Here is a 25,982-nt window from a genome sequence, read left to right as displayed (position 1 = left end):
CTGGCGGAAGCGTCAATTTCAATTTACGCTTTCGGCATGCTCGACGTCTCCACCATCAAGGCCGCTGTCCCGGCTGCGCTCGGAGACCGGCCGCATGCGGTCGTGATCGGCTCCGGCTTCGGCGGCCTCGCCGCAGCGGTCCGGCTCGGTGCGCGCGGCTATCGCGTCACCGTCTACGAGCAGCTCGACGCGCCCGGCGGCCGCGCCTACGTGCATCGCCAGGACGGCTTCACCTTCGATGCCGGCCCGACCATCGTCACCGCGCCGTTCCTGTTCGAGGAGCTATGGCAGCTGTGCGGTCGGAGGATGTCCGACGACGTCACGCTCAAGCCGATCTCGCCGTTCTATCGCATCCGGTTCGACGACGGCACCGTGTTCGACTGCTCGGGCGACCCGGCCGAGATGCGCGCCGAGGTGGCGCGGCTGTCGCCCGGCGACGTCGACGGCTACGAGCGCTTCATGAAGGCGAGCGAGGCGATCTTCAGAAAGGGCTTCGAGGAGCTTGGCGACGTGCCGTTCCTGTCGTTGATGGACATGGCCAAGATCGCGCCGGCGATGATCAAGCTGCAGAGCTTTCGCTCGGTCTATGGCCTCGTCTCGCACTATGTCCGCGACGAGCGGCTGCGCGTGATCCTGAGCTTCCATCCGCTGCTGATCGGCGGCAACCCGTTCACGACCACGTCGATCTACTGCCTGATCGCCTATCTCGAGCGGCGCTGGGGCGTGCACTTCGCGATGGGCGGCACCGGTGCGCTGGTGACGGGTCTCGTCGGCTTGATCGAGGGGCAGGGCGGCAAGGTGCGCTGCTCGGCACCCGTCGCCGAGATCACGACCAGGAATGGCGTCGCCACCGGCGTGCGGCTGGCGTCGGGCGAGACCATCGCCGCGGATGTCGTGGTGTCCAATGGCTGCGCGGCCTGGACCTACAAGCATCTGCTGCCGAGCATGCGGCGCCGGCGCTGGACCGATGCGCGCATCGACCGTGCGCGCTATTCGATGAGCCTGTTCGTCTGGTATTTCGGCACGAAGCGCCGCTACGACGACGTTCAGCATCACACCATCCTGCTCGGCCCGCGCTATCGCGAGCTGCTCGACGACATCTTCCGCCGCAAGGTCCTGGCGGATGATTTCAGCCTCTATCTGCACCGGCCGACCGCCACCGATCCGTCGCTGGCGCCCGATGGCTGCGATGCCTTCTACGTGCTGTCGCCGGTGCCGCATCAGCAGAGCGGCATCGACTGGTCGGCGACGGCCGAGCCGTTCCGCAAGCGGATCGAGACCGCGCTGAGCGACACGCTGCTGCCGGATCTTGCCGGCGAGATCGTCACGTCGCGGCTGCTGACGCCGGATGATTTCGAGCATCGCCTGTCGTCCTATCGCGGCGCGGCGTTCGGGCTCGAGCCGGTGCTGATGCAGAGCGCCTGGTTCCGGCCGCACAACAAGAGCGAAGAGGTCGAGCGGCTCTATCTGGTCGGCGCGGGCACCCATCCCGGCGCCGGCCTGCCGGGCGTGCTGTCCTCGGCGCGTGTGCTCGATGATCTCGTGCCCGCGCCGCATGAGCTGGAGCGGCGATGAGCTGGCAAACGGACATTGCGATCTGTCGGCGGATGTTGCGGGGCGGATCGAAGACGTTCTTTGCCGCCTCGAAAGTGCTGCCCCGCGCGGTCGGCGATCCCGCCATCGCGCTCTACGCGTTCTGCCGCGAGGCCGATGATGCGATCGACGGGCCCGGCCGCCGCGTCGACGCCGTGGAGCTGCTGCACGAACGGCTCGACCGGATCTATGATGGCACGCCGGACGACAGTCCCGTCGATCGCGCGCTGGCCGGCGTCGTGGCGCATTTCACGATTCCGCGCGCGCTGCCGGAGGCGCTGCTCGAAGGTCTCGCCTGGGACGCCCAGGGCCGCCGCTACGAGACGCTGAGCGACGTGCTCGCCTATGCCGTGCGCGTCGCCGGCACGGTCGGCGTGATGATGTCGCTCTTGATGAACCGGCGTGAGGCCGGGACGATCGGACGCGCCTGCGACCTCGGCATCGCCATGCAGCTCACCAACATTGCCCGCGACGTCGGCGAGGACGCGCGCGCCGGCCGGCTCTATCTGCCGCGCCAATGGCTGCGCGAGGCGGGTCTCGATATCGAGACCTGGCGTGCCGCGCCGTTCTTCGACGACCGCATCGGGCGGGTCACCGCGCGACTGCTCGCAGTCGCCGACGTGTTCTATGCGCGCGCTTCCGCAGGCATCGCCGATCTGCCGTGGAGTTGCCGGCCCGGCATCCATGCGGCGCGGCTGATCTATGCCGAGATCGGCCGCGAGGTCGCACGTGCCGAATTCGATTCGCTGTCGCGGCGCGCATTCGTCTCGATGCCGCGCAAGCTGCAGCTTCTCGGCAAGGCCGCGGTGATGTCGCTGCTGCAGGAGCAGCCGTCGCTGGCGCCGCCGCGGCCGGAGGCGCGCATTTTGATCGAGGCGGTCGTCGCGGCGGATGCGCAGCGCCCGCACGCGATCGCGCCGCCGCGCCGGACTGTTCACGATCGCGCGCTGTGGGTGCTCGACCTGTTCGAGCGCCTGGAGCGACGCGATCAGTTGTTGCGCTCGGGGCGGTCGTCGTAGCGAGGCGAGGTCGTCGGCATGACGGTAAGGCGGCCGGCGCGGATTGCAGCGCTCGGAAAGCCGCGCGTGAGACGCTCAGATGCGGAAGGCCAAGGTCAGACCCGCGAGTGACGCGCCATGAGCGAGATGGGGGGCCTGCTCGAATTCGTCGTCGTCGCGATGTGCATCGCCGGCTGGCTCGTGCTCGAATGGCAGGGCCGCCGCCTCGACCGCCAGCGCGCCGAGCGCGAGGCCAGGGAGCGCGAAGCGGAGAAGCGGTAGGGTGGGGGAGGCGGATTCACGTCTCAAACAGCGATCGACATAGCTTCGCGTTCTCGCGGCAGATGTTGCCCGAGCTTTGCGATCAGGTCGTCCCTCGCGAGAGTGCAGAGGGCGCAGGGAATGCCGGGTGAAGGCCCCACCCATGGCCCGCCTGCAGAAAAAATGCAGGCGGCAGGTACCACAGGCAAAGCCGGTTCAACCGGCATTCCCTGCGCGACGGTCTTCACGCTTATACGCAGTCTCCCTGGTGCGCCGGGCTTGTTGGCCACCATCACCACGCGGCACATCAGCGCCATCGCGGCTTGATACCAGCGTCGGGGTATCAGGACGCTGCGATTTCACGTCCGCAAGCTGCCGTTCGTCCGCGCATCCGAAGACACGCTGCGGCAACATCGCGGCCATCGCATCCCCACCTCGCGTGTCGTGACGATCGCGCGCTACGCCCCTCTGCGGTGAGGCGGGATGCGCGGAGATAATCATGATTCACGAAAAATCGCAAGAGATTTATTTTTATCGGAAGTCGGCGCCATGTTCTCAGTCGTCGTCCCGGCGAACGCCGGGACCCATACCCCCAGGGAGCGGTTTGAGGCAGGCTGGCTATTGGCATTTTGCCCATCATTAAGGCCGCGGCGTATGGATCCCGGATCGGCGCCGTGACGCGCTGGGGCGCGTCACGGCTTGTCCGGGACGACACCTGTTGGTTTGTCACGAAAGCACACGCCCTGGGGCGAAGCGTTTGCGTTCTTATCGGCCTCTTGATCAACCTCGTCCTCTCCAGCCCTCACCACCGCGGCATCCGGAACGGCAGCATGGCCTGTACGATCGGCATCTGGAAGCGGTCGAGCGACAGGCTCTCATGCATCACCGCGACATCCTCGCCGTGCAGACGGGCGGCGAGATGGGAGCGGGCGTAGAACGGGGCGTCCTCCAGCGTGTTCACGACGCGCACCGGTGCGTCGGCGTCGGCGCGGGCGCTGCGGGCGACGCGCCACAGCGTCTTGCGCAAAGGCGCCTCCGTGAGCGGCGTGATCGATTCCAGACGGCCCGCGGGGTCGACGTGCAGCGCGAGCGACGTATCGGCGCCGTCGCGTGCGATCGTGTCATAGGAGATCACGGCGCCGCTGCGCGTCGCCGCGCGCGACCATTGCCAGCTCTGGAAGTCGCGCTCCAGCGGCGCGTCGCCATGGTTGATGTCGAAATAGCCGTCGCCGCGCCAGCGCAGATCCGGGTGATCGAAATCGACCGACACGCGGCAGCATGGCGCGATCGGCTGCCAGCGGTGGCGTCCCTCGGCATCGAGCGTGAACGCGATCTCGTTCAGCGCCGTCGGTACGACGCGGACGCGACCGCGCAGCGGCAGCGGCCAGGGCACGCTGACCTCGCTGATCTCGATGGTGAGCTCGCGGCCGTTCCAGGCGAGGCTGCTCGGACCGAGCCCGAGGCTCGCAGGCTCGCGCATGATTGCGCCGCGTCCGCGCTCGGTCATGGCCCAGCGCCGCGCGCGCGCGCCATAGAGCGCAACGTTGAGCGCACAGTGATTTTCGGGATCAGCCGCTCCCCGCCGCCGCACCCACGCGTAGTACGGCGAGAACACGCTGCCGACGAAGGCGATGAGCGTCATGCCGAAGCGGCCGTCATCGCTCAGCGCGTCGACATACCACCACGCATAGCCGTGGTCCGGGACAATGCGGTCGAAGCGAGGTCCGCGGTCGCCCGTGCAGCGGCCATCCGGCCCGACAGCGCCGCCATCGGCACGCCCGGTCCCGGATGCGCGCTGCCCCCCGCCACGTAGAGCCCCGGCAGCCTGGTCGGCGCGCCCGGCCGCTGGAACGATGCCATCCAGCCGTGCGAGCTGCGGCCGTACAGCGCGCCCCCCGTGCCCGGAAACATCCGGTTGAAGTCCGTCGGCGTTGTCACGCGGGTCAATTCCGGCGTCGTCGCGATGCTGAGGCCGCAGCGCTGCAACAGGTCGAAGGTCTGGCGGGCACATTGGCTGATCTCCGAGGGAGCGAAGCGATGATGATCACCTGACGCGGGCGCGTTGATCAGGACGAACAGCGGCTCGTTGCCGCCGGCCTCGCGCGGCTGGTCGTCGCGATCCTGCGCGCAGACATAGACGGTGGGCTCGGCCGGCATCGCGCGGCGGTCGATCAGCTGATCGAACTCGGCGCGGGAATCGCGCGAGAAGAACACGTTGTGCCGCACCAGCGGAAAGCCGTCGGCCCGCGCGAGGCAGCTCCAGGTCATCGCCGAGAGCGAGCGCGCGGCCTGCGGGATCGCCGGTAGCGCGCGCGCGGCGTCCACACCAAACAGCCCCTGCGCCAGCGCGGCGACATCGGCCGTCGCGATGACGGCGTTGGCGGTGATCTGCTCACCGGTCGCGAGCCGTACGCCCGCGGCGCGACCGGCGCTCGTGACGATGCCGGCGACCTCGCTGTCGTAGCGGATGCTGACGCCGTGGCGCCGCGCCAGCGCGGCCAGGCACGCGGCGAGCTCGTGCATGCCGCCGTCGATCAGCCACACGCCGGCCTGCTCGACATGGGCGACCAGCATCAGCGTCGCGGGCGCATGGAAGGGCGACGAGCCGCAATAGGTCGCGTAGCGGCCGAACAACTGCTGCAGTCGAGGATCGCGAAAATAGTCGCCGAGCGCCTTCCACAGCGTCTGGAACGGACGGATCGCGGTGAGATCGCGGAAGCCGGCATTGCGCAACAGATGCGTCATGCTCGGCGCCGGCGTGCGGATGAAGGGATCCCTGAGCACCTCGAAGATGCGGCGGGCGTCGCGGCAGAACGCGCGATAGCCCTCGGCCTCGCTGCGTCCGGCGAAACGACCGATGGCGTCAGCGGACCGGTCCTCGTCGGCGAACAGATCGAGCGTGCGGCGATCGGTCCAGGCGTGGCGGGCGAGAACGTCGAGCGGGGTGAGGGTGAGGTGATCGTCGAGCGATGTGCCGATGTCGGCGAACAGCTCGTCGAACACCCAGCGCATCGTGAACACGGTGGGGCCGGAGTCGATCCGGGCAGAGCCGATCGCGATCTGGCGCATCTTGCCGCCAGGCGCGGCGGCGCGCTCGATCACGGTCACCTCGGCGCCACGCGCGGCGAGGGTGAGCGCGGCGCTGAGGCCGGCGATGCCGGCGCCAACCACGATCACGCGGTGATCGGCCATTGCTTTGCACTCCTGTCCGCCCGGCCTGACGCAGGAATGTCTAGCATGATTTACAATGTTGGTGTAAGTTGAAATTTACATAGGCGAGGGCCGGCATGGGCCTCGCGGCAGGGGAGGCTGGCATGGACGTGATGGCCCGGATCGAGAAATCCCTCGTCACAGCGGTCGCCCTGGCCGACCGGCCCGGATGCCCGCCGCGCCTCTCGGCCGCCATGCAGGCCGCGGTGTTTCCCAAGGGGGCGCGGGTTCGTCCGCGGCTCTGTCATGCGGTGGCCAGCGCTTGCGGCGACGACGAGCCGGCCGCGACCGATGCGGCAGGATCCGCGATCGAGCTGCTGCACTGCGCCTCGCTGGTGCATGACGATCTGCCGTGCTTCGACAACGCGGCGCTGCGACGCGGGCGGCCCTCGGTGCATGCCGCGTTCGGCGAGCCGCTCGCGGTGCTCGCCGGCGATGCGCTGATCGTGCTCGCTTTCCAGACGCTCGCCAAGTCCAGATGCTCGCCGCTGCGGCTGGCACAGCTGATCGCGACCATCGGCGATGCCGTCGGCGTGCCGCATGGCATCTCGGCCGGGCAAGCCTGGGAATGCGAGCCGCAGATCGATCTGTCGCGCTATCACCGCTCCAAGACCGGCGCGCTGTTTGCGGCGGCCACCGTGTCGGGCGCCGCTGCGGCAGGGCATGAGAATCCGGAGGCGTGGCGTACGCTCGGCGAGACCATCGGCGAGGCCTATCAGGTCGCCGACGACATCCGCGACGCAGCCAGCGACGAGGAGGAGGCGGGCAAGCCCGTCGGCCAGGATGCCGCGCATGGCCGGCCCAACGCTGTGCTGATCTATGGGCTCACCGGCGCCGTCAGCTATCTGCACGATCTCGTCGCCGACGGCATCCGCACCATGCCGCCCTGTGCCCACGCGCACGAGCTGCGCATGCTGATGGAGCAGGAAGCCAAGCGCCTGGTGCCGCGCCGCCTGGCGGCGTCGGCGGCGTGATGTTTCGGCCGCGTTGAATGGCAACGCTCGCGCCGCGCGCACAGTGCCCACCCTCCCCTGGAGGGGGAGGGGCGCCGAGCATGCGCGCAGCGGCATGCGCGGCCGGGTGGGGTGACGGACTGTCCGCGCCTGTGGTGCTGATGGCTTCGCGGGCGCCGGTGCCGGCAAACCTGATGTTGCCTCGACCCATCCTCACCTGTTTCCGGGCTCACCCCACCCCACCGCGCGCGTTGCGCGCGGTGACCCTCCCCCTTCAGGGGAGGGCAATCGCATGTGGAAATTCCGGGCTGTCGCGACGAACGATCCTGCAAGTTAGTTACTCCGTCATGCCCGGGCTTGTCCCGGGCATCCACGTCGTTCTCAGCATGCCGGCCGACGTGGATGGCCGGGACAAGCCCGGCCATGACGACGTGGAGAGAGACGAGCACAAAACGGCGATCGCCACATGCGATTGCCCTGCCCTCCAGGGGAGGGTGGGCAGTGGTGCGCGTCGATGCGCTATTGCCCGCCGACTGGAGCATTGATCCGTGTCGACCGTCGTCCGCCACGACACTCCGCCCCCGATCAGCCTCATTGATCGCTGGCGCGGCTGGCGCGACGCGCTGCTCGCGAGTGCGGCGTTCCAGCGCTGGGCGGCGGCGTTTCCGTTGACGCGGCCGATTGCGCGCAGGCGGGCGGCGGAGCTGTTCGACCTGTGCGCAGGGTTCGTCTATTCGCAGACGCTGGCGGCTTGCGTGCAGCTCGATCTGTTCGAGACGTTGCGCGCCGGGCCGTGCGATCTCGCGGCGCTGGCGTCGCGCGCGGTGGTGCCCGAGGCCGCGATGGAGAGCTTGTGCGAGGCGGCGAGCGCGCTGCAATTGCTCGAGCGTCGCGGTGCGGCGCGCTACGGGCTCGGGCCGCTCGGCGCGGCGCTGCTCGGCAATCCCGGCATCGCCGCCATGGTTCGACATCACGCCGCGCTGTATGCCGATCTCACCGATCCCGTGGCGCTGCTGCGCGGACAGGACCGCGAGCGCCGGCTCGCGCAGTACTGGCCGTATGCGCTGGACAAGACCGGCGATGCGCTGACACGCGACAGCGTCGCGCCCTACACGGCGCTGATGGCGGCGTCGCAGCCGATGATCGCGGACGTCGTCCTCGCAGCCTATCCCTTGAGTGGCCACCGTTGCCTGCTCGATGTCGGCGGTGGCGACGGCAGCTTCCTGACCGCCGCCGCGCGGGCTGCGCCGCAGCTGCAGCTCAAGCTGTTCGATCTGCCGGAGGTCGCCGCGATCGCGCAGGAGCGTCTCGCCAAGGCCGGGCTGGCCGATCGCGTCACGATCACGGCCGGCAGCTTCTACGACGATGCGCTCCCGACCGGCGCGGACGTGATCTCGCTGATTCGGGTCGTGCACGATCACGACGACGAGGCCGTGGCGCGGTTGCTCGCGAAGCTGCGCGCCGCGCTGCCTGACGATGGCGTGCTGCTGCTGGGCGAGCCGATGCGCGAGGCGGCCGGCGGCAGCGATGGCGTCAGCGCCTATTTCGAGATCTATCTGCGCGCGATGGGGCAGGGGCGGCCGCGCAGCCCCGCCCGCTTGCGCGAGCTGCTCCACGCGGCGGGTTTTTCGCAGGTGCGAGTGCTTCGCACCCGGATCCCGCTGATCGCCAGCGTGATTGTCGCGAAAAGCTGACACTCAAACTGTAAATATATATTGACACTCTCCATAGTCGGACTAACCTCACATCCGTAACTAAGCGGGCGTCGCCGGGGAGTTGGGCTATGGACGCGATCGCCGTCGTACTGGGGAGGCCGAGGGAGTTGTCGCTGCAACAGCTGCAGCTGGCGGATGCCCCGGACTGCCTGACCGTCGACATCGAATGGAGCGCGATCAGCACCGGCACCGAGCGGCTGCTGTACGAGGGACGGATGCCGTCCTTCCCGGGCATGGGCTATCCGCTCGTACCGGGCTACGAGGCGGTGGGCCGCGTCGCGCGCGCCGCGCCAAACTCCGGTTTTCGCAAGGGCGAGCGGGTGTTCGTGCCGGGCGCGGCGCGCTGCTTCGGCGAGGTCAGGAGCCTGTTTGGCGCCGCCGCCTCGCGTCTCAACGTTCCCGCACAGCGCCTTGTTGCGATCGATGAGACGACGGGCCAGCGCGGCGTGCTGCTGGCACTGGCGGCCACCGCCTATCATGCATTGCAGATCGGTGGTGACGGCCAGGCCGAATGCGTCGTCGGCCATGGCGTGCTCGGCCGTCTGCTGGCGCGGCTGATCGTGGCGATGGGCGGCGATCCGCCCGTGGTGTGGGAAAGCAATCCGGAGCGCGCCGTTGGTGCGACGGGCTATCGCGTCATCGATCCCTCAGAGGACAGCAGACCCGACTATCGGCTGATCTTCGATGCCAGCGGCGATGCCGGGCTGCTCGACAGCCTCATTGCTCGCCTGGCGCCACGTGGCGAGATCATCCTCGCCGGCTTCTACAGCGCGCCGCTCTCCTTCTCCTACCCGCCGGCCTTCATGCGCGAGGCGGCGATCCGCGTCGCCGCCGAATGGACGCACGAGGATCTGCTCGCGGTGCGCAATCTCATCGACACCGGTCGGCTGTCGCTGGACGGGCTGATCACGCACCACGCCGACGCCTTGTCCGCGGAGAGTGCCTACCAGACCGCGTTCGACGATCCCTCATGTCTCAAGATGGTCCTGGACTGGAGAGCTGCCGCATGAACGCCCCGACCAAGATCACCGCCAATCTTGCCGCGATGACGGATGCCTTGCGTGCCGAGGCCGCGATCGAGCCGGATGCGCCGGTGACGGCTGCGCCGAAGAAGGCCACGCAGATCATCGCGATCTACGGCAAGGGCGGCATCGGCAAGAGCTTCACGCTCGCCAACCTGTCCTACATGATGGCGCAGCAGGGCAAGAAGGTGCTGCTGATCGGCTGCGATCCGAAGAGCGACACCACCTCGCTGCTGTTCGGCGGCCGGGCCTGCCCGACCATCCTCGAGACCTCGTCGAAGAAGAAGCTCGCCGGCGAGGAGGTCAAGATCGGCGACGTCTGCTTCAAGCGCGACGGCGTGTTCGCGATGGAGCTTGGCGGGCCCGAGGTCGGCCGCGGCTGCGGCGGACGCGGCATCATCCATGGCTTCGAGCTGATCGAGAAGCTCGGCTTCCACGATTGGGGCTTCGACTATGTGCTGCTGGACTTCCTCGGCGACGTCGTCTGCGGCGGCTTCGGCCTGCCGATCGCGCGCGACATGTGCCAGAAGGTGATCATCGTCGGCTCCAACGACCTGCAGTCGCTCTACGTCGCCAACAATGTCTGCTCGGCGGTCGAGTATTTCCGCAAGCTCGGTGGCAATGTCGGCGTCGCCGGCATCGTCATCAACAAGGACGACGGCACCGGCGAGGCTGCGGCGTTCGCGGAAGCCGCCGGCATTCCGGTGCTGGCCTCGATCCCGGCCGACGACGACATCCGCCGCAAGAGCGCGAGCTATCAGATCATCGGCCGCCCCGGCACGCCCTGGGCGGCGCTGTTTGAGCACCTCGCCCAGAACGTCGCCGAGGCGCCGCCGCGGCATCCGCATCCGCTGACGCATGACGGTCTTCTCGGGCTGTTCAAGGCCTCGGAGGTCGGGCGCGACGTGGTGCTGGAGCAGGCGACGCTCGAGGACATGTGCGGCAGCACCGCGGTGGCCAAGCCGTCGCTCGAAGTGATCTACGACAGCGTGTGATGGGATCGGTCGGCGAGCGGAATGTAATGCAATGAGCGATCCTGTGGTCCATCAGGCAATCAGCGCGCAGAGCGGCGCAGCGGCAGCTCTTCTGCCGGCGCAGCCCGAGGCGCTCGGCTGCCACGCCGGCAAGGCCGAGTTCAAGCGTGCGGCCGATGCCGCCGGCAAGAGCGAGGTGCTGGCGCGCTACGCGGCCGACTATCCGGCCGGGCCGCACGACCAGCCGCAGAGCATGTGCCCGGCGTTCGGCTCGCTGCGCGTGGGCCTGCGCATGCGGCGCACCGCGACGGTGCTGTCGGGCTCGGCCTGCTGCGTTTATGGCCTCACCTTCACATCGCACTTCTACGGCGCGCGGCGCAGCGTCGGCTACGTCCCGTTCAATTCCGAGACGCTGGTCACCGGCAAGCTGTTCGAGGACATCCGCGAGGCCGTGTTCAAGCTGGCGGACCCCGCCAACTACGACTGCGTCGTCATCATCAATCTCTGCGTGCCCACCGCGTCGGGCGTGCCGCTGCAGATTCTCCCGAAGGAGATCAACGGCGTCCGCGTCATCGGCATCGACGTGCCCGGGTTTGGCGTGCCGACCCATGCCGAGGCCAAGGACGTGCTCGCCGGCGCGATGCTGAGCTACGCGCGCCGCGAGGCGGAGCAGGGTCCGGTGCAGGCGCCACGCGTGCCGCGCGGCGATCGGCCGACCATCGCGCTGCTAGGTGAGATGTTTCCGGCCGATCCCGTCGGCATCGGCATGATGCTGGCGCCGCTTGGTCTCGCCGCGGGTCCCGCGGTGCCGACGCGCGAATGGCGCGAGCTGTATGGCGCGTTGGACTGCGCGGCCGTGGCGGCGATCCATCCGTTCTACACGGCCTCGATCCGTGAGTTCGAGGCGGCGGGCCGCCCGATCATCGGCTCGGCGCCGGTCGGCTGGGATGGCACGGCGGAGTGGCTGGAGGCCGTTGGCGCGGTCTGCGGCGTCGGGCGCGCGCAGATCGATGCGGCCAAGAACGCGGTGCTGCCGGCGATCCGCGGCGCGCTTACGGCGACTCCGATCCGCGGCCGGATCACGCTGTCGGGCTATGAGGGATCGGAGCTGCTGGTCGGGCGTCTGCTGGTCGAGAGCGGCGCCGACCTGCGCTATGTCGGCACGGCCTGTCCGCGCACGCGCTGGTCGGAGGCCGACTGTGCCTGGCTCGAGAGCCGCGGCGTGCGCGTGCAGTACCGCGCCTCGCTGGAGCAGGATCTCACGGCGGTCGATGAGTTCGCGCCGGATCTTGCGATCGGCACCACGCCGGTCGTGCAGAAGGCCAAGGCGCGCGCGATCCCGTCGCTCTACTTCACCAATCTCATTTCGGCGCGGCCGCTGTTCGGCGTCTCCGGCGCCGGCTCGCTGGCGCAGGTCGTCAACGCGGCGATCTCAGGCAAGGCCCGCTTCGACGAGATGCGCGACTTCTTCGAAGGCGTCGGTGAGGGCGACACCGCGGGCGTGTGGCAGGGCACCCCTGTCGCGCGTCCCGACTTCCGCGACAAGTACCGCAAGGCGGTCGCGGCGCAGGCCAAGGCGCGCAAGTCCGAGGAGATGGTGTGATGCTGATCCTCGACCACGATCGCGCCGGCGGCTATTGGGGGGCGGTCTACGCGTTCACCGCGATCAAGGGCCTGCAGGTCATCATCGACGGCCCCGTGGGCTGCGAGAACCTGCCGGTGACCTCGGTGCTGCACTACACCGACGGCCTGCCGCCGCATGAGCTGCCGATCGTCGTGACGGGGTTAGGCGAGGACGAGCTCGGCCAGAAGGGCACCGAGCAGGCGATGAAGCGCGCCCGCGCCGCGCTCGATCCCGACCTGCCGGCGGTGGTCGTCACCGGCTCGATCGCCGAGATGATTGGCGGTGGCGTCACGCCCGAAGGCTCCAACATCAAGCGCTTCCTGCCGCGCACCATCGACGAGGACCAGTGGCAGAGCGCCAACCGCGCGTTGAGCTGGCTGTGGAGCGAATACGGCCCACGCCGGATTCCTGAGCGCAAGCCGCGCGCCGACGGCGAGAAGCCCAGGGTCAACATCATCGGTCCGATCTACGGCACCTTCAACATGCCGTCGGATGTCGCCGAGATCCGCCGCCTGGTCGAAGGCATCGGCGCCGAGATCAACATGGTGTTCCCGCTCGGCAGCCACCTCGCCGACGTGCCGAAGCTGGTCAATGCCGATGTCAACATCTGCATGTACCGCGAGTTCGGTCGCCTGCTGTGCGAGACGCTGGAGCGGCCTTATCTGCAGGCGCCGATCGGGCTGCATTCGACGACGAAATTCCTGCGCTCGCTGGGCGAGATGCTCGGCCTCGATCCCGAGCCGTTCATCACCCGGGAGAAGCATACGACGATCAAGCCGCTGTGGGACCTCTGGCGCTCGGTGACGCAGGACTTCTTCGGCACCGCGAGCTTCGGCATCGTCGCCTCGGAGACCTACGCACGCGGCCTGCGCAATTTCCTGGAGATGGAGCTCGGGCTTCCCTGCCACTTCGCGATCTCGCGCTGTGCCGGCGCCAAGACCGATAATGATGCCATCCGCAAGGCCATCCACGAGCGGCCGCCGCTGGTGCTGTTCGGCAGCTACAATGAGCGCATGTATGCGGCGGAGGCCGGCAACCGGTCGATCTACGTCCCGGCCTCGTTCCCGGGCACGGTCATCCGCCGCCACACCGGCACGCCGTTCATGGGCTATGCGGGGGCGACCTACGTCGTGCAGGAGGTCTGCAACGCGCTGTTCGATGCGCTGTTCAACATCCTGCCGCTCGCAACCCAGCTCGACCAGATCGCGGCGACGCCGGCGCGGCTCGAGCGTGAGCTGCCATGGGATGACGGGGCCAAGCTCGCGCTCGACCAGATCATCGAGACCCAGCCGGTGCTGGTGCGGATCTCGGCGGCCAAGCGGCTGCGCGACGCCGCCGAGCGCGGTGCGCGCCAGGCTGGACTCGACAAGGTGACGGAGGACGTTCTCGCGCATGCGCGGTCGCAGCTCGCAACGGGCCACGCCGCGTAGGCACGGGGATAGCGGAGAGGGAGAGGACGATGTCGTTATACGAACGCATGGATCGTGACGTCGCACCGAGATCGCGCGAGCGCATCGACTATCTACTGGTCTACGCGATGTGCTTCGCCGTGCTGATGGTCGAGGGCGTGCTGCGCCGGATCGGCTCCATCATCACCGGCCACCGGCCCGCGCCGCTCGGCGCGATCGTCGGTGAAGCAAGGATCAAGGCCGCGAACTGCGCGACCTCGTCCTTCATGGGACTTTGAGTTCGAGAGCGGTCAGTGCGCTCTCCGGATTTGCAAGGAGTTCGTGCGGCTCGCCGCACGGATGTCATCCCGGCGACGGGATGACACTTCGACGCCGCTCATCTCGGTGGGTGGCATCCGGCCGAAAGGCCAACACCAGGAGGTACCACTATGGTGGACGTACCAAACAAGGGAGGCTCTCTGTCGGGGCTGACCGAAGCGGAGGCGAGGGAATTCCATAGCATCTTCATGACGAGCTTTGTGGTCTTCACGGCGGTTGCGATCGTCGCCCACATTCTCGCCTGGATGTGGCGTCCCTGGCTGCCCGGGCCGACTGGCTACAAGGCGGCGATGGATGGGGCAGCCCACTACGCCACTCTCGCGCTCTCCTACCTGACCTGATCGAAAGGAGAAAACTATGTGGCGCTTGTGGTTGTTGTTCGATCCCCGCAGGGTTCTCGTGGCTCTCGGCGTGTTCCTGTTCGGACTGGCATTGGTGATTCACTTCATCCTGCTCAGCACCAACCGGTTCAACTGGCTGGAGGGGCCGCGTGCAGCGAAGACGTCGTCGATCTCCGATCCGGCAACGCCGGTGAAGCTCAGCTAGCAGCTCGACGACCAGAGGGAAGCGGACGGGCGACGGCGGCAGACCCCGTTCGCCCGCTTCCCAAATCCTCTCGTCCAACGAATTCACGACACGACACGTAGCATATCGCGCGACGGGCAGCGGAGGCAGGACCGATGGCAATGCTCAGCTTTGAACGAAAATACCGCGTCCGCGGCGGCACGTTGATCGGCGGCGACCTCTTCGATTTCTGGGTCGGACCGTTCTACGTCGGCTTCTTCGGCGTGACGACGATCTTCTTCACCTTTGTCGGCGTGGCGCTGATCCTCTACGCCACGGCGCTCGGACCGACGTGGAATCTCTGGCAGATCAGCATCAACCCGCCCGATGCCAAATACGGGCTGTCGTTCGCGCCCCTCACCGAGGGCGGCTTCTGGCAGCTCATCACGGTGTGTGCGCTCGGCGCCTTCGTCTCATGGGCGCTGCGCGAGGTCGAGATCTGCCGCAAGCTCGCGATCGGCTATCACGTGCCGTTCGCCTTCGGCTTTGCGATCTTCGCCTATTTTACGCTGGAGGTGATCCGGCCGGTGCTGATGGGCTCATGGAGCTACGCCTTCCCCTACGGCATCATCACTCACCTCGATTGGGTGTCGAACACCGGCTATCAGTTCGGCAACTTTCACTACAATCCCGCGCACATGATCGCGATCACGTTCTTCTTCACGACGTGTCTTGCGCTCGCGCTGCACGGCTCGCTAATCCTGTCGGCCGCCAACCCGGGCAAGGGCCAGGAGATGAAATCGCCGGAGCATGAAAACACCATGTTCCGCGATCTCCTCGGCTACTCCATCGGCACGCTCGGCATCCATCGCCTCGGTCTGTTCCTGGCGCTGTCGGCGGTGTTCTTCAGCGCCGTCTGCATCGTCATCTCCGGTCCCGCCTGGCTGATGCCGGAAGGCAATGCCTGGTCGGACTGGTGGGACTGGTGGCGCCACGTCCCGATCTGGTCGCCGCCGCAATGAGTTCAAGGAGAGGTCGTCATGGCCCAATACCAGAACATCTTCACGCAGATCCAAGTTCGTAGTGCGATCTATCCGGGTATCCCGATCGAGCCCGGCGTCTGGGAGCGGATCGGCAAGGGCAGCTTCAACTATTGGTTCGGCAAGCTCGGCGATGCCCAGGTCGGCCCGGTCTATCTCGGCTTTCTCGGCCTCGCGTCGCTGATGTCGGGCTTCGTTGCGATCGAGATCATCGGTCTCAACATGCTGGCATCGGTGAACTGGAGCCCGCTCGAGTTCATCCGCCAGTTCCCGTGGCTGGCGCTGCAGCCACCCGCGCCGGAATACGGCCTGCAGATCTTCCCGCCACTGCAGGAGGGCGGCTGGTGGCTGATGGCCGGCTTCTTCCTGACGACGTCGATCCTGCTGTGGTGGGCGCGCACCTATCGCCGCGCCCGCGCGCTCGGTCTCGGCACGCATGTGTCGTGGGCGTTCGCGTCGGCAATCTGGCTCTATCTGGTGCTCGGCTTCATCCGGCCGATCTTCATGGGGAGCTGGAGCGAGGCGGTGCCGTTCGGCATCTTCCCGCACCTCGACTGGACCAACAACTTCTCCATCACCCACGGCAACCTGTTCTACAATCCGTTCCACATGCTCTCGATCGCCTTCCTGTACGGGTCGGCGCTGCTGTTCGCGATGCATGGCGCGACGGTGCTGGCGATCAGCCGCTACGGCGGCGAGCGTGAGCTCGAGCAGATCGTCGACCGCGGCACGGCCTTCGAACGTGGTGCGCTGTTCTGGCGCTGGACCATGGGCTTCAATGCGACGGCCGAGTCGATCCATCGCTGGGCCTGGTGGTTCGCCGTGCTTTGCACCTTGACCGGCGGCATCGGTATCCTACTGTCGGGCACCGTGGTCGATAACTGGTTCGACTGGGGCGTGAAACACGGGCTGGCGCCACCGCGCTGAGTCCTGCAGGTCGAGAGATGTTGGACAGAGTTGAACAGATCGATATGGCCGGGCGCAGCACGCGTCCGGCCAGTCTTTTGCAGGCGATGCGGGAGCGGACCAAGACGCTCCACGTCACCGCGGAGCGGGCCGGCATCGTGGCCGAGCTGTTGCGGGGGCGCGGTACGCGACAGGCCTACGCGTTGTTGTTGCGCAATCTGCTGCCGGTCTACGAGACGCTCGAAGCGGAGCTGCTCCGCCATCAGGGCACGCCAGTGACGGGCCGCATCGTGCGGCTGGAGCTGCATCGCAGTGCTGCGATCAAGGCCGATCTCGCCGAGCTCGAAGCGCGCAATCTGCCGTTGCTGCCCGAGGCGATCGCCTATGTTCGTGCTATCCACGAGGCAGGCTCCGGCTCCGGCCATCCGCTGCTGGCGCACGCCTATACGCGCTATCTCGGCGATCTCAGCGGCGGCCAGATCATCAAGAAGATCCTGGCGCGCTCGCTCGAACTGAAGCCCGCGGCGCTGTCGTTCTACGAGTTTACGGAGATCGCCGATATTCCGCGCTTCAAGGATGATTACAGGGACGCATTGGAGCAGGCCGGCGCGGCGATGGCCGAGCATGATGCGGTCATCGAGGAAGCCGCCACGGCCTTCCAGCTGAACATCGCGCTGTCGCAGGCGCTCCAGCAGGCGGCTGGGCTCGCTGGCTGAGGCGGCCGAGGTCCAGCTCAAATCGATCTCGTCCGACAGGGCACTGCGTTGGAGCCGATGTGTTTCCGCCGGCGACGGCCGGCTCCCCTCCCCGCAAGGGCAGGGCCATCGCATATGACCCGGCCCTTGTTAGGGGCCTCATGGTTCGAGACGCGCCGAAGACGGCGCTCCTCACCATGAGGATTGAGAATCCTGCCGCGAAACTGGCCTCGTCCTGAGGAGCCCGCCGGAGGCGGGCGTCTCGAAGGACGGTAGGAGGCGTGCTGGCGGCTACGAGCTTTTCTCATATGCGATAGCCCTGCCCGCAAGGGGGAGGGGAGTAGACCGAGAGCGTGGTGAGATATCGGGCGATATCGTCAAAGTACGAGCTACGTGGTCAAAGCGGGTACGGGACGGCATCCATCAACGACGTACCGCAGACCCTCTCCCTCGTCTCACTCCTCGCTCTGCGAGCGATACCACACCAGGTGCTCGAGGATCTCCAGCGTCCGCGTGGTCGAATTGCGGATGCTCTCCAGCATCTCCGGCATGCTGCCGGCCTGCGCGCCGTGCGTCACCTCCAGCGCGGCGAGCTGCGCGTTCTCGACGGTGGACGCGGCGAGCTCCTTGTAGATCAGGCTTGCGCTCTGATCGAGCCGCAGCGTCGGCCGGCGGGCGCCGTCGATCTCTTCCTGGAAGCGCGCCCGGGCCGCCTCGGCGGTCTTGCGCTCGGTCAAGTCCGAGAAGATCAGCACGAAGCCGAGCACGCGATCATACGGCGCGATCACCGGGTCGGCGCGCACCATCAACGGCCGTTGCGGCGAGGCGCCGCCCGTCAGCGTCAGCTCGCCGCGCCAGCTGCGCTTGTTGCGCATGAGGTCGTCGAGATTGGCGCGGAATTCCGCCGGCGCCGTGCAGTAGCTACCGAGATCGCGCAGATACGGGATGTGCGGATGCGAGGCGCGCAGCTGCTGCTCGAAGGCTTCGTTCATCAGCAGGATGCGGCCCTCGACATCGGCGATGATCACCGGCTGCTCCGAGCGCAGCACCTGGGCGCTGATCGTGGCGAGCTGGTCCTGCGCGATCACCATGCGCACCGAACGCAGCTGCAGCGCCACGTCGGCGACCGTCTCGCTGACGACGCGGGCGGAGGCGAGCTCGGCGCTCGACCACGGCTCGGACTTGCCTTCGACCAGCTGATGCCATTTCGCAAACGAGCGCCGCGGCGACAGATCCGACGGATCGTCGCCGATGATGACGGCCTTGAGCGGGTCGCCGCCCCAGGTCACCGTCCGCACCTGCTCCGGCCGGAACCACAACAGATACTCGCCCTCGCTCGCCGACAGCGGTGCGGCGATCAGGCCGCTGGCGATCGAGCGGATGTCGGCAAAGGACGGTTCGTCGAGCGTCAGCGAGCTGGTCGCCGTCAAGCCCTCGGGGGCTGCTCCCGGCGTGTTGCGCCGGCGATCGAGCCAGGCGGCGAGATCGCGGATGCGCTGCGTCGACGGGACGTCGCCGGCGGTCGTGACCTGGCCCTCGAACAGCAGCGCCGCGCCGCTCGCACCAAGCGGCTGCAGCAGCGACTGCGAGCCGTCGAACAGCGCCGCCTGCCATTCGCCGTCGCGCGACACCGCTTCGACCAGCCGCTGCTCCAGCCGGCGCACGACCAGCTCGGATTGGCTTTGGGCAAAGCTCTCCAGCGCCGCGATCCGGATCGCGCAGGTCTCGGCCAGCGCCTCGCCTGCCGCGCGAATGTCGAACGGCACGAAGCGCGGCTCATAGTGATGGCAGGCGATCAGTCCCCACAGCCGTCCGCTGACTATCAGCGAGCACACCAGCGTCGCGCCGACGCCCATGTTCTGCAGGTATTTCTGGTGGATCGGCGACATGCTGCGCAGGCAGCTCAGGGACATGTCGAGGTCGCGGCCGTTGAGCGGCGAGATGCGCGGCTGCAGCGGCACTGGCGTGTAGTTGACGTCGACCAGGAGGCGCACGCGGTTGCGCTCGTAGAGCCGGCGCGCGATCTGCGGAATGTCGGATGCCGGATAGCGGTTGCCGAGAAAGGCCTCCAGATCCGGCCGCCGCCGCTCCGACAAGACCTCGCCATGGCCGTCCTCGTCGAAGCGATAGACCATGACGCGGTCGTAGCCGGCGATCTCCCTGAAGATGGTCGCCGTCTCGTCGCACAGGCCGAGCAACGATGAGGCCGAGGTGATGCGGTGGAAGGCGCTGTCGAGCGCAGGCGCGATGTTGGTCGTCTTCGTCGCCGGCTCCAGCTCGACGATCAGCCCGCCATTCGAGGGGCGGTGAAGCGTGCAGTCGACCCGGCGCGGCGGCGCCCCGGCGGTGCATCGCAGGGTCATCGGAGCCAGATGGAGGGGGCTGTTGAGATGCGGCAGTATCTGCAGGGCCAGGTCGCCGCCAAGATCGCGCAAGGGACGGCCGACCACGGAGCCGGTGTTGAGGAAGACGGCCGCATTGGTGCTGGCCTGGATGACGATGTTGTCGGGCTCCTTGACCGCCAGGAGAATGCCGTGCGGCTGGATCGAGCCTGCGAGATGAATCTGTTCACGCTCGCAATCCGCAAGAGTAGCGTGGCCGAAGGCCGGCGTTGTCAGCGGAACGGGCAACTATCTCCCCTTTTCGGTTTCCTCGTCGCTTTCTTCGAGTTGGCTCAGATTATACCGATCGAGCTTGGCGTAAAGACTCTGGCGGCTGAGGCCGAGAATTTCGGCAGCCGACGTCCGGTTCCCGTTGGCGAGCTCGAGCGCAGCGCGGACGTAATGCTGCTCGACGACTTCGACCGTGCTCCTCACCAGGTCGCGCAACGGTGTCTTGCCGACGGATTCATTGAGGCCCGCGAGGGCGACCCGCAGATTGTCATGCTCCGCCGCGGGCGACAACCGCCTGGCGATGTTGCGCAACACCAGGCCGATCCGGCGCTGGCCGTCGAGGCCGTGGGCGGCAGCCGAGATCTCGACCTCGGTCTCGGTCCCGAGCTCGCCCTGGATCGTGGTCGACAGCAGCCGGACGGCTCCATGGCGCTCGACGTTGGAGATCAGCACCGAAAGGTCGGCGCCGGGGCGCGTCAGCCACCGGCTCAGCTTCTCATCGATCAGCGCCTCTTTCGATCCGACCTCGACCAGCTCCAGGAAGGCCCGATTGGCCCGCTTGATGGCACCGGTGCCATCGATGCTGATGACGGCATCGGGAAGATTGTCGATCAGTGCTTCGGGATCGTCGGGGAGCGGGCCCGGCTGCGCGGCCTTGCCGATCGGCGCCATCTGCAGCAGGAACATCGGCGCGGTCTCGCTGGTCATCAGCGATCCCCGGAGCATCCAGGGTGCGGTGTCGTGGCCGAGGTGAATCACGATGCCCGGCGCCTTGCCCTGGTCGCGGACGCGCCTCAGCATCAGCTCTACCGGCTCGCGATCCTTTTGCGGGATCTCCTGCAGGAACTCGCGGCCCACCAGATTGTCCCGGCGACGGCTTGAAACGCCGAGCGCGGCCGCCGCCGTCCGATTCGCTTCGACGATGCGCAGATCTGACACCTTCGTCAGCAGCACAGCCTCGTTGGAGTCCTCGATGACCAGGCGGTAGCGCGTCTCGATCTCGCGCAGCTTCCAGTAGTCGCGCTCGATGGTCTGCTGGGCCGAGATCAGCCGGGCCTGGAGCTCCGCGACCGCCTGCAGATTCTTGCCGATCGCCAGCATGCCGGCCCGGCCGCCGAGCAGCACGGTCGTGAATTCCATCGGCAGCTCGAGACCGCTCGGGAACCGCTGCGTGATCTGTCGGAACGCGGAAATGCCGGTCCGCTTGGTGTCCTGCATGATGCGCTCGATCTTCTCGCTCGCATCATCGACGATCTCGGACCAGGGACGGCCGAGCCAGATGTCGACATTCTCGGCTGACATGTTCGGCGACAGCGTCGCCTCACGGATCACGCCGTCCATGTCCAGCAGCAATGTAACGTCGGGTCGTGGACCGTGAAACTCGGCCATGGTCTTGGCACCCGTTATCTTTGGCACCCTCTTGAGACGCTCGGGGGATCGCGGCCAGTTCATTTGGCGCGCATTTTGAAGGTGTTGCGCCCCATCCCGCTAACGTATTGAGAGTCTTGAGAATGTCGTTAGCCCATGCAGGGCGCTCGCTGTCAAGGCTTATTTCAGAGCATCCTTCTTTCGTTGGTATCCCTGCGCCTATTGCATGTTCGAGCTGCGACTTATTCGCTCACTTTCGCCTGAACCAGGCATGACAAGATCACGTGACACTGTTACCTGTAAGGAGCAAATCACATGGGCTAACAAAAACGACGCATCGGGAGGTCGCATATGCTTCGATCGGGTTTGGTTGCAGCGGTCATGACTGCCATGTCGGCGGGCGCCGCGTTCGCGTTGGACGGCGGGGACGCTGCCAAGGGCGAGCAGGTCTTCAAGCAGTGCATGACGTGCCACCGGATCGGACCGGAGGCGAAGAACGCCGTCGGTCCGGTACTCACCGGCGTCGTCGGCCGGCCCACCGGGACCTATCCGGGCTTTGCCTATTCGGAGCTGAACAAGCATGCCGGCGAGGCGGGGCTCGTCTGGACCGAGGACAATATCTTCGCATACCTCCCGGATCCCAACGCCTTCCTGAAGAAGTTCCTCACCGACAAGGGCAAGGCGGATCAGGCGACCGGCTCGACCAAGATGGTATTCAAGCTCGCCAACGAGCAGCAGCGCAAGGACGTCATCGCGTATCTGAAGACGTTCTCTGAGAAGAAGTGAGCGGCGTCGGTACCGCGCTCAGGTTCTGAGCGGTTGCCCGCGCACCATCCGCACGCACCCGTGTCGTCCCGGCGAACGCCGGGACCCATACTGCGTGATCTCCCTTGGGGCACGCTGCGCGTTGAGCCTTCTGTGAAACCGATAGTTGCCGGTGGCTATGGGTCCCGGCGTTCGCCGGGACGACAGCTGTGGGTGCCCTTTGCGTCAGCGGGGTTTGCGCGGGCCGAGCGCATGAGTCATTTGAAGAGGCGATATGCCTCAACGCCACCGCTGCCTGAGATCAGCCGCGTTGGCGAGGCCGGAGGCGGCGAGGCAGCCGGCGAGCCAGAACCACGGCGCCCCGGTCAGCGCGCAACGTACAGCCAGCAGCAGGAACACCCCGGCGAGCAGATTGGGCAGCAGCGCGAGCGGGCTGATGCCGCGGCGGTGGCGCTGCCAGATCCACGTCACGGCCGCAAGCTCCACCGCGACCACCGCCAGGATCAGGTCGACCAGATGCGGGCTGTGAAACAGCTCATCCATCGCGCGAGCCGCTACGCCGCCCTCGCGAGCCCGGTGAGGTGCGCGATGTTCTTGAAGAAGATGCGCACATGCGACAGCGGCTTGGCGCGGACCAATTCCTTGTTCATGTAGGCGTCCCAGGTCAGCTGCTGGACGTCCTTGTCACGGCAGATCGCGACGAAGCGCTCGCGGCGGGCATCGTTCGTGTACCAGTAGCGCTGCATCAGACCGAGGATGAAGAACACGGCGCCATGCCTGCGCATGAAGGATCTGCGGGCCGTCGCCAGGGCGGCTGCATCGCCGGTCTTAAGGAACAAGGCAACGGCGTCGGCGGCCGCGCGGCCGCCAGCCATCGCGTAATAGATGCCTTCACCGGAGGCCGGGGCCACCACGCCCGACGCATCGCCGGCCAGCACGACGTCGCGGCCATTGTCCCAGCGCGACAGCGGCTTCAGCGGGATCGGCGCGCCTTCGCGGCGGATGGTGTCGAGATCGTCGAGCGCGGCGGCCTTGCGGAACTCGGCGACTGAGCCCCGCAGCGAAAAGCCTTTATGCGCGCTGCCGGTGCCGATGCTGGTGGTCGGTCCGTGCGGAAACACCCAGCTGTAGAAGTCCGGCGACAGCCGGCCGCGATAGACGACATCGCACCGCGCGGCATCGAACACCGGATGGCTGCGGTCCGGCGAGCGGATGATCTCGTGATACGCGAACACGTAGCGCATCTCGCTGGCTTCGGGGATGCACTGGCGCGCCACGGCCGAGACCGCCCCGTCGGCGCCGATCACGGCGCGCGTCCGCACGCTGTCCTCGCGCACGCTGCCGTCGTCCATGCGCCGGACGTAGTGCACCACCGACCTGCCGTCGTCGTCGCGCGCGATATGGCTGAAGGTTCCGTTGCGGCGGATCGCGCCGCCTTCCGCCGCGCGTGCGCGCAGCCACTCGTCGTAATGCTCGCGATCGACCATGCCGACGAAGCCGCCGTCGATCGGCATGTCGACGTCGCGGTTGCTCGGCGACACCATGCGGGCGGACGAGATTCGGGCCACCAGCAGATGGTCGGGAATCTCGAACTCGGCGATCAGCCGCGGTGGAATGGCGCCGCCGCACGGCTTGATGCGGCCGGCTCGGTCGAGCAGCAGCACGTGATGGCCGTGACGGGCCAGATCATTCGCGGCCGTTGCGCCGGCCGGTCCGCCGCCGATGATCACCGCGTCGAAGGTCTCGGGGCTGGAGGAGGGGCTCATCGGTCAGGCTCCCCGGTTGGCCGGCTGTGGCTGAAGCGCCGAAGTCTGCTCGCGCGGACGCTTGATCCAGATCGCGAGCCAGGCGGAAAGGACGAACAGCGCCGCTTCGGCGGCGAACACCGCGGCATAGGCCGAGGCGGTCGAAGGCATGAAATGACGCGCAGCGTCTGCTGCCGCGGTGCCGACGAAGCCGCCGATGCCGAACGAGATCGCCTGCGAGGCGCCCCACAGGCCCATGCGCGTGCCCTCGCGATTGTCGCGGCCTTCGCTGACCATGTTCATCATCGCGCCGATCGCGGCGATGGCGTAGACGCCGTTGGTGATGCCGAGCAGCAGCACGGACGCGCGTAGCGGCCAGGCCGGGCCGACGGTGGCGGCGGCGACCAGGCTGAGCAGCGCCAGCGCCGAGGCGAGGCAGCCGCCGATGATCCAGGGCTGCGGGCGCGTCCGCCAGTCGGCATGCAGGCTCGCCATCGCCGGCATCAGGATCATGCCGATCAGCGCGCCCATGTGCTGCACCGAGGAGAGCTGCGTGGTCTGGCCCGGCGTCATGCCGAACACGCTGCCGGCGAACGGCTCCAGGATGAGGTCCTGCGCGCTGTAGGCGAGCATCGAGACGAAGATGAAGATCGCGAACCGTCGCGCCTGCGGCTCCCGGCAGATCTCGCGGAAATCCTCCATGAAGCCGGAGCGATTCGCGGCGCCGGAGGTCGTGCGAGGAGACGCGTCGGGCTGCTCGATCCCCCAGACGCCCAGCAAGGTCAGCACCATGGCGATCGCCGACACCGTGCCGGACACCAGCATCAGCCGCTCGCCGGAGAACGGATCGAGCGCCTTGCCGGCGACCGCGGTCGTGACGATGAAGCCGGTGATCATCATGATCCAGGCGATCGAGGCGGCGGCGCTGCGCCGCGCCGGCGCGGTGCGCTTGGCGAGCAACACCAGCAGCGAGGTGCCGGCGGCGCCGACGCCGATGCCGATCATGATGAAGGCGACCACGGTGATCGCGAGACCGAGAGCGAGATGCGTCGCCATCAGCGCGGTGGCGGCGGCGGCCAGCAGGCCGCCGGCGGCGAGCACGGCCATGCCGCCGACGATCCAGGCGAAACGACGCCCGCCGACGTCGGAGCCATGACCGAGCCAGGGCCTGAGCACCTGCATCGCGTAATGGATCGCGACCAGGAGGCCGGGGATCATGGCCGGCAGAGCGAGCTCGATCACCATCACGCGGTTCAAGGTCGAGGTAGTCAGCACCACGACCGCGCCAAGCGCGGTCTGCACCAGGCCCAACCTGACGATGCCGAACCAGGACAGAGGAGCGGGCGCAGCGTTGCTCATGCCGGCAACCCCGCCAGCGCGAAGGCCGTGACCAGCATGCCCAGCACGTAGAGCAGCACGCCGGTCCCGTTGTACCAGGGCGCGAGCTCGCGCGGATTCGTCATCAAGCGCCGCATGAGCACCAGCTGGGCCGCGATCAGCGCTGCGACGATGGTGGCATGGGCCGGTCGGCTCCAGACGATAAGCAGCACGAGCACCGCGACCTGCGCCAGCGCCATCGTGATGCAGGCGAGGCGGGCGGCGCGCTCGGGCCCGAGCAGCACCGGCAGCGAATTGACGCCGCTGACGCGATCGCCATTGATCGACTTGAAGTCGTTCAGGGTCATGATGCCGTGCGCGCCGGCGCTATACAGCAGGGCGATCGAGAGCACCGGCCAGGACGGCGCCTGCGCGCTCATGATCGCCGCCGCGGTGATCCAGGGCAGTCCTTCATAGCAGAGGCCGACGGCGCTGTTGCCCCACCAGCCGTTCTGCTTCAGCCGGATCGGCGGCGCGCTGTAGGCCCAGGCGAGCGCAAGGCCGAGCGCCGCCGCGGCAAAGCCCCAGGTGCCGAGCAGGGTGGCGACGCCGAGCGACAGCACCGTCCAGATCAACGCGATATGGAGACCCCAGCGTCCGGGAATGCGGCCCGACGGGATCGGGCGGTCCGGTTCGTTGAGCGCATCGACATGGCGGTCGAACCAGTCGTTGACGGCCTGGCTGGTGGCGCACACCATCGGCCCGGCGAGCACGAGGCCCGCAATCACGATCGGCCAGCGCGACGCCAGCGGCGCGCCTGACGACACCACACCGCAGCCGAACGCCCAGATCGGCGGAAACCACGTGATCGGCTTCAACAGCTCGAGAACGGCCGAGGGCTGAAGCCTTGATGGAATCCCTGGAGCGAGCGGGACGGGCGCGATCTCGGTCAT

24 protein-coding genes are annotated in these 25,982 nt (G+C 67.5%); 16 read left to right on the top strand and 8 right to left on the bottom strand.

What is annotated here, in order from left to right; all coding sequences use genetic code 11:
• Positions 1–36: 36 nt before the first annotated feature.
• From QX128_RS11960 to QX128_RS11950, 3 genes are all read left to right on the top strand, one after another.
• Entirely contained in the window at positions 37–1,575 is a 1,539-nt protein-coding gene (locus tag QX128_RS11960) for a phytoene desaturase (protein ID WP_316237534.1), read from the top strand.
• Positions 1,572–2,612, top strand: a complete 1,041-nt coding sequence (locus QX128_RS11955; RefSeq protein WP_316237533.1) for a phytoene/squalene synthase family protein — start codon at positions 1,572–1,574, stop codon at positions 2,610–2,612. Before QX128_RS11960 ends, QX128_RS11955 begins: the two co-directional genes overlap by 4 nt.
• Positions 2,613–2,729: 117 nt before the next feature.
• Positions 2,730–2,873, top strand: a complete 144-nt coding sequence (locus QX128_RS11950; RefSeq protein ID WP_315803434.1) for a hypothetical protein — start codon at positions 2,730–2,732, stop codon at positions 2,871–2,873.
• A gap of 781 nt (positions 2,874–3,654) precedes the next feature.
• Here the strand turns inward: QX128_RS11950 and QX128_RS11945 are convergent.
• Together QX128_RS11945 and crtD are read right to left on the bottom strand one after the other, a co-directional pair.
• The gene (locus tag QX128_RS11945; protein WP_316237532.1) at positions 3,655–4,494 is read right to left on the bottom strand and encodes a hydratase; all 840 of its coding nucleotides are present in this window, start codon (positions 4,492–4,494) and stop codon (positions 3,655–3,657) included.
• A gap of 20 nt (positions 4,495–4,514) precedes the next feature.
• Complete coding sequence (gene crtD / locus QX128_RS11940; RefSeq protein WP_316237531.1) at positions 4,515–6,044, bottom strand: 1-hydroxycarotenoid 3,4-desaturase CrtD; 1,530 nt, start codon at positions 6,042–6,044, stop codon at positions 4,515–4,517.
• A 122-nt stretch (positions 6,045–6,166) separates the two neighbouring features.
• Here crtD and QX128_RS11935 point away from each other — a divergent pair, with 122 nt between their 5' ends.
• From QX128_RS11935 to QX128_RS11880, 12 genes are all read left to right on the top strand, one after another.
• Positions 6,167–7,036, top strand: coding sequence for a polyprenyl synthetase family protein (locus QX128_RS11935; RefSeq protein WP_315803437.1), 870 nt, complete (start codon positions 6,167–6,169; stop codon positions 7,034–7,036).
• 527 nt (positions 7,037–7,563) lie between these two features.
• Positions 7,564–8,709 carry a methyltransferase gene (locus QX128_RS11930; protein ID WP_316237530.1) on the top strand — a complete coding sequence of 382 codons (1,146 nt, stop codon included), beginning with the start codon at positions 7,564–7,566 and terminating at the stop codon, positions 8,707–8,709.
• 89 nt (positions 8,710–8,798) lie between these two features.
• Positions 8,799–9,740 carry a chlorophyll synthesis pathway protein BchC gene (gene bchC, locus QX128_RS11925; protein ID WP_315803439.1) on the top strand — a complete coding sequence of 314 codons (942 nt, stop codon included), beginning with the start codon at positions 8,799–8,801 and terminating at the stop codon, positions 9,738–9,740.
• Complete coding sequence (locus QX128_RS11920; protein WP_315803440.1) at positions 9,737–10,747, top strand: chlorophyllide a reductase iron protein subunit X; 1,011 nt, start codon at positions 9,737–9,739, stop codon at positions 10,745–10,747. The genes bchC and QX128_RS11920 overlap by 4 nt, the downstream gene beginning before the upstream one ends.
• Before the next feature lie 31 nt (positions 10,748–10,778).
• Positions 10,779–12,329 carry a chlorophyllide a reductase subunit Y gene (bchY, locus tag QX128_RS11915; RefSeq protein WP_316237529.1) on the top strand — a complete coding sequence of 517 codons (1,551 nt, stop codon included), beginning with the start codon at positions 10,779–10,781 and terminating at the stop codon, positions 12,327–12,329.
• Positions 12,329–13,780 carry a chlorophyllide a reductase subunit Z gene (bchZ, locus tag QX128_RS11910; RefSeq protein ID WP_316237528.1) on the top strand — a complete coding sequence of 484 codons (1,452 nt, stop codon included), beginning with the start codon at positions 12,329–12,331 and terminating at the stop codon, positions 13,778–13,780. The genes bchY and bchZ overlap by 1 nt, the downstream gene beginning before the upstream one ends.
• A gap of 29 nt (positions 13,781–13,809) precedes the next feature.
• Complete coding sequence (locus QX128_RS11905) at positions 13,810–14,037, top strand: hypothetical protein (RefSeq protein WP_315803443.1); 228 nt, start codon at positions 13,810–13,812, stop codon at positions 14,035–14,037.
• A gap of 150 nt (positions 14,038–14,187) precedes the next feature.
• Positions 14,188–14,418: a light-harvesting antenna LH1, beta subunit gene (gene pufB / locus QX128_RS11900; RefSeq protein ID WP_315803444.1), complete on the top strand. Its 231-nt coding sequence runs from the start codon at positions 14,188–14,190 to the stop codon at positions 14,416–14,418.
• A 16-nt stretch (positions 14,419–14,434) separates the two neighbouring features.
• Positions 14,435–14,623, top strand: a complete 189-nt coding sequence (pufA, locus tag QX128_RS11895; protein WP_315803445.1) for a light-harvesting antenna LH1, alpha subunit — start codon at positions 14,435–14,437, stop codon at positions 14,621–14,623.
• A gap of 134 nt (positions 14,624–14,757) precedes the next feature.
• Entirely contained in the window at positions 14,758–15,603 is an 846-nt protein-coding gene (gene pufL / locus QX128_RS11890; RefSeq protein WP_315803446.1) for a photosynthetic reaction center subunit L, read from the top strand.
• Between the two features lie 18 nt (positions 15,604–15,621).
• A complete protein-coding gene (gene pufM, locus QX128_RS11885) occupies positions 15,622–16,548 on the top strand; it encodes a photosynthetic reaction center subunit M (protein WP_315803447.1) in 927 nt (308 codons plus the stop codon).
• 17 nt (positions 16,549–16,565) lie between these two features.
• A complete protein-coding gene (locus QX128_RS11880) occupies positions 16,566–17,243 on the top strand; it encodes a biliverdin-producing heme oxygenase (RefSeq protein ID WP_316237527.1) in 678 nt (225 codons plus the stop codon).
• Between the two features lie 434 nt (positions 17,244–17,677).
• Here QX128_RS11880 and QX128_RS11875 read toward each other — a convergent pair whose 3' ends face one another.
• Complete coding sequence (locus QX128_RS11875) at positions 17,678–19,852, bottom strand: GAF domain-containing protein (RefSeq protein WP_316183305.1); 2,175 nt, start codon at positions 19,850–19,852, stop codon at positions 17,678–17,680.
• Positions 19,853–21,223, bottom strand: a complete 1,371-nt coding sequence (ppsR, locus tag QX128_RS11870) for a transcriptional regulator PpsR (protein ID WP_315803450.1) — start codon at positions 21,221–21,223, stop codon at positions 19,853–19,855. It lies immediately after the preceding gene.
• A gap of 330 nt (positions 21,224–21,553) precedes the next feature.
• Here ppsR and QX128_RS11865 point away from each other — a divergent pair, with 330 nt between their 5' ends.
• On the top strand, positions 21,554–21,988 hold the full coding sequence (locus tag QX128_RS11865) for a c-type cytochrome (protein ID WP_315803451.1): 435 nt from the start codon (positions 21,554–21,556) through the stop codon (positions 21,986–21,988).
• Positions 21,989–22,246: 258 nt separating this feature from the next.
• Here the strand turns inward: QX128_RS11865 and QX128_RS11860 are convergent, their stop codons facing one another.
• From QX128_RS11860 to chlG, 4 genes are read right to left on the bottom strand one after another with little or no spacing between them, the layout of a single operon-like run.
• Entirely contained in the window at positions 22,247–22,510 is a 264-nt protein-coding gene (locus QX128_RS11860; RefSeq protein ID WP_316237526.1) for a hypothetical protein, read from the bottom strand.
• A gap of 11 nt (positions 22,511–22,521) precedes the next feature.
• A complete protein-coding gene (locus tag QX128_RS11855) occupies positions 22,522–23,733 on the bottom strand; it encodes a geranylgeranyl diphosphate reductase (RefSeq protein ID WP_316237525.1) in 1,212 nt (403 codons plus the stop codon).
• 3 nt (positions 23,734–23,736) lie between these two features.
• The gene (locus QX128_RS11850) at positions 23,737–25,071 is read right to left on the bottom strand and encodes a BCD family MFS transporter (RefSeq protein WP_316237524.1); all 1,335 of its coding nucleotides are present in this window, start codon (positions 25,069–25,071) and stop codon (positions 23,737–23,739) included.
• Complete coding sequence (gene chlG, locus QX128_RS11845; RefSeq protein ID WP_315803455.1) at positions 25,068–25,982, bottom strand: chlorophyll synthase ChlG; 915 nt, start codon at positions 25,980–25,982, stop codon at positions 25,068–25,070. Before chlG ends, QX128_RS11850 begins: the two co-directional genes overlap by 4 nt.

The organism is Bradyrhizobium sp. SZCCHNR1015, assembly GCF_032489875.1.
Lineage (GTDB): Bacteria > Pseudomonadota > Alphaproteobacteria > Rhizobiales > Xanthobacteraceae > Bradyrhizobium.
Note: the sequence above shows the minus strand (reverse complement) of the source record. Positions and strands in the feature narration are given on the sequence as shown.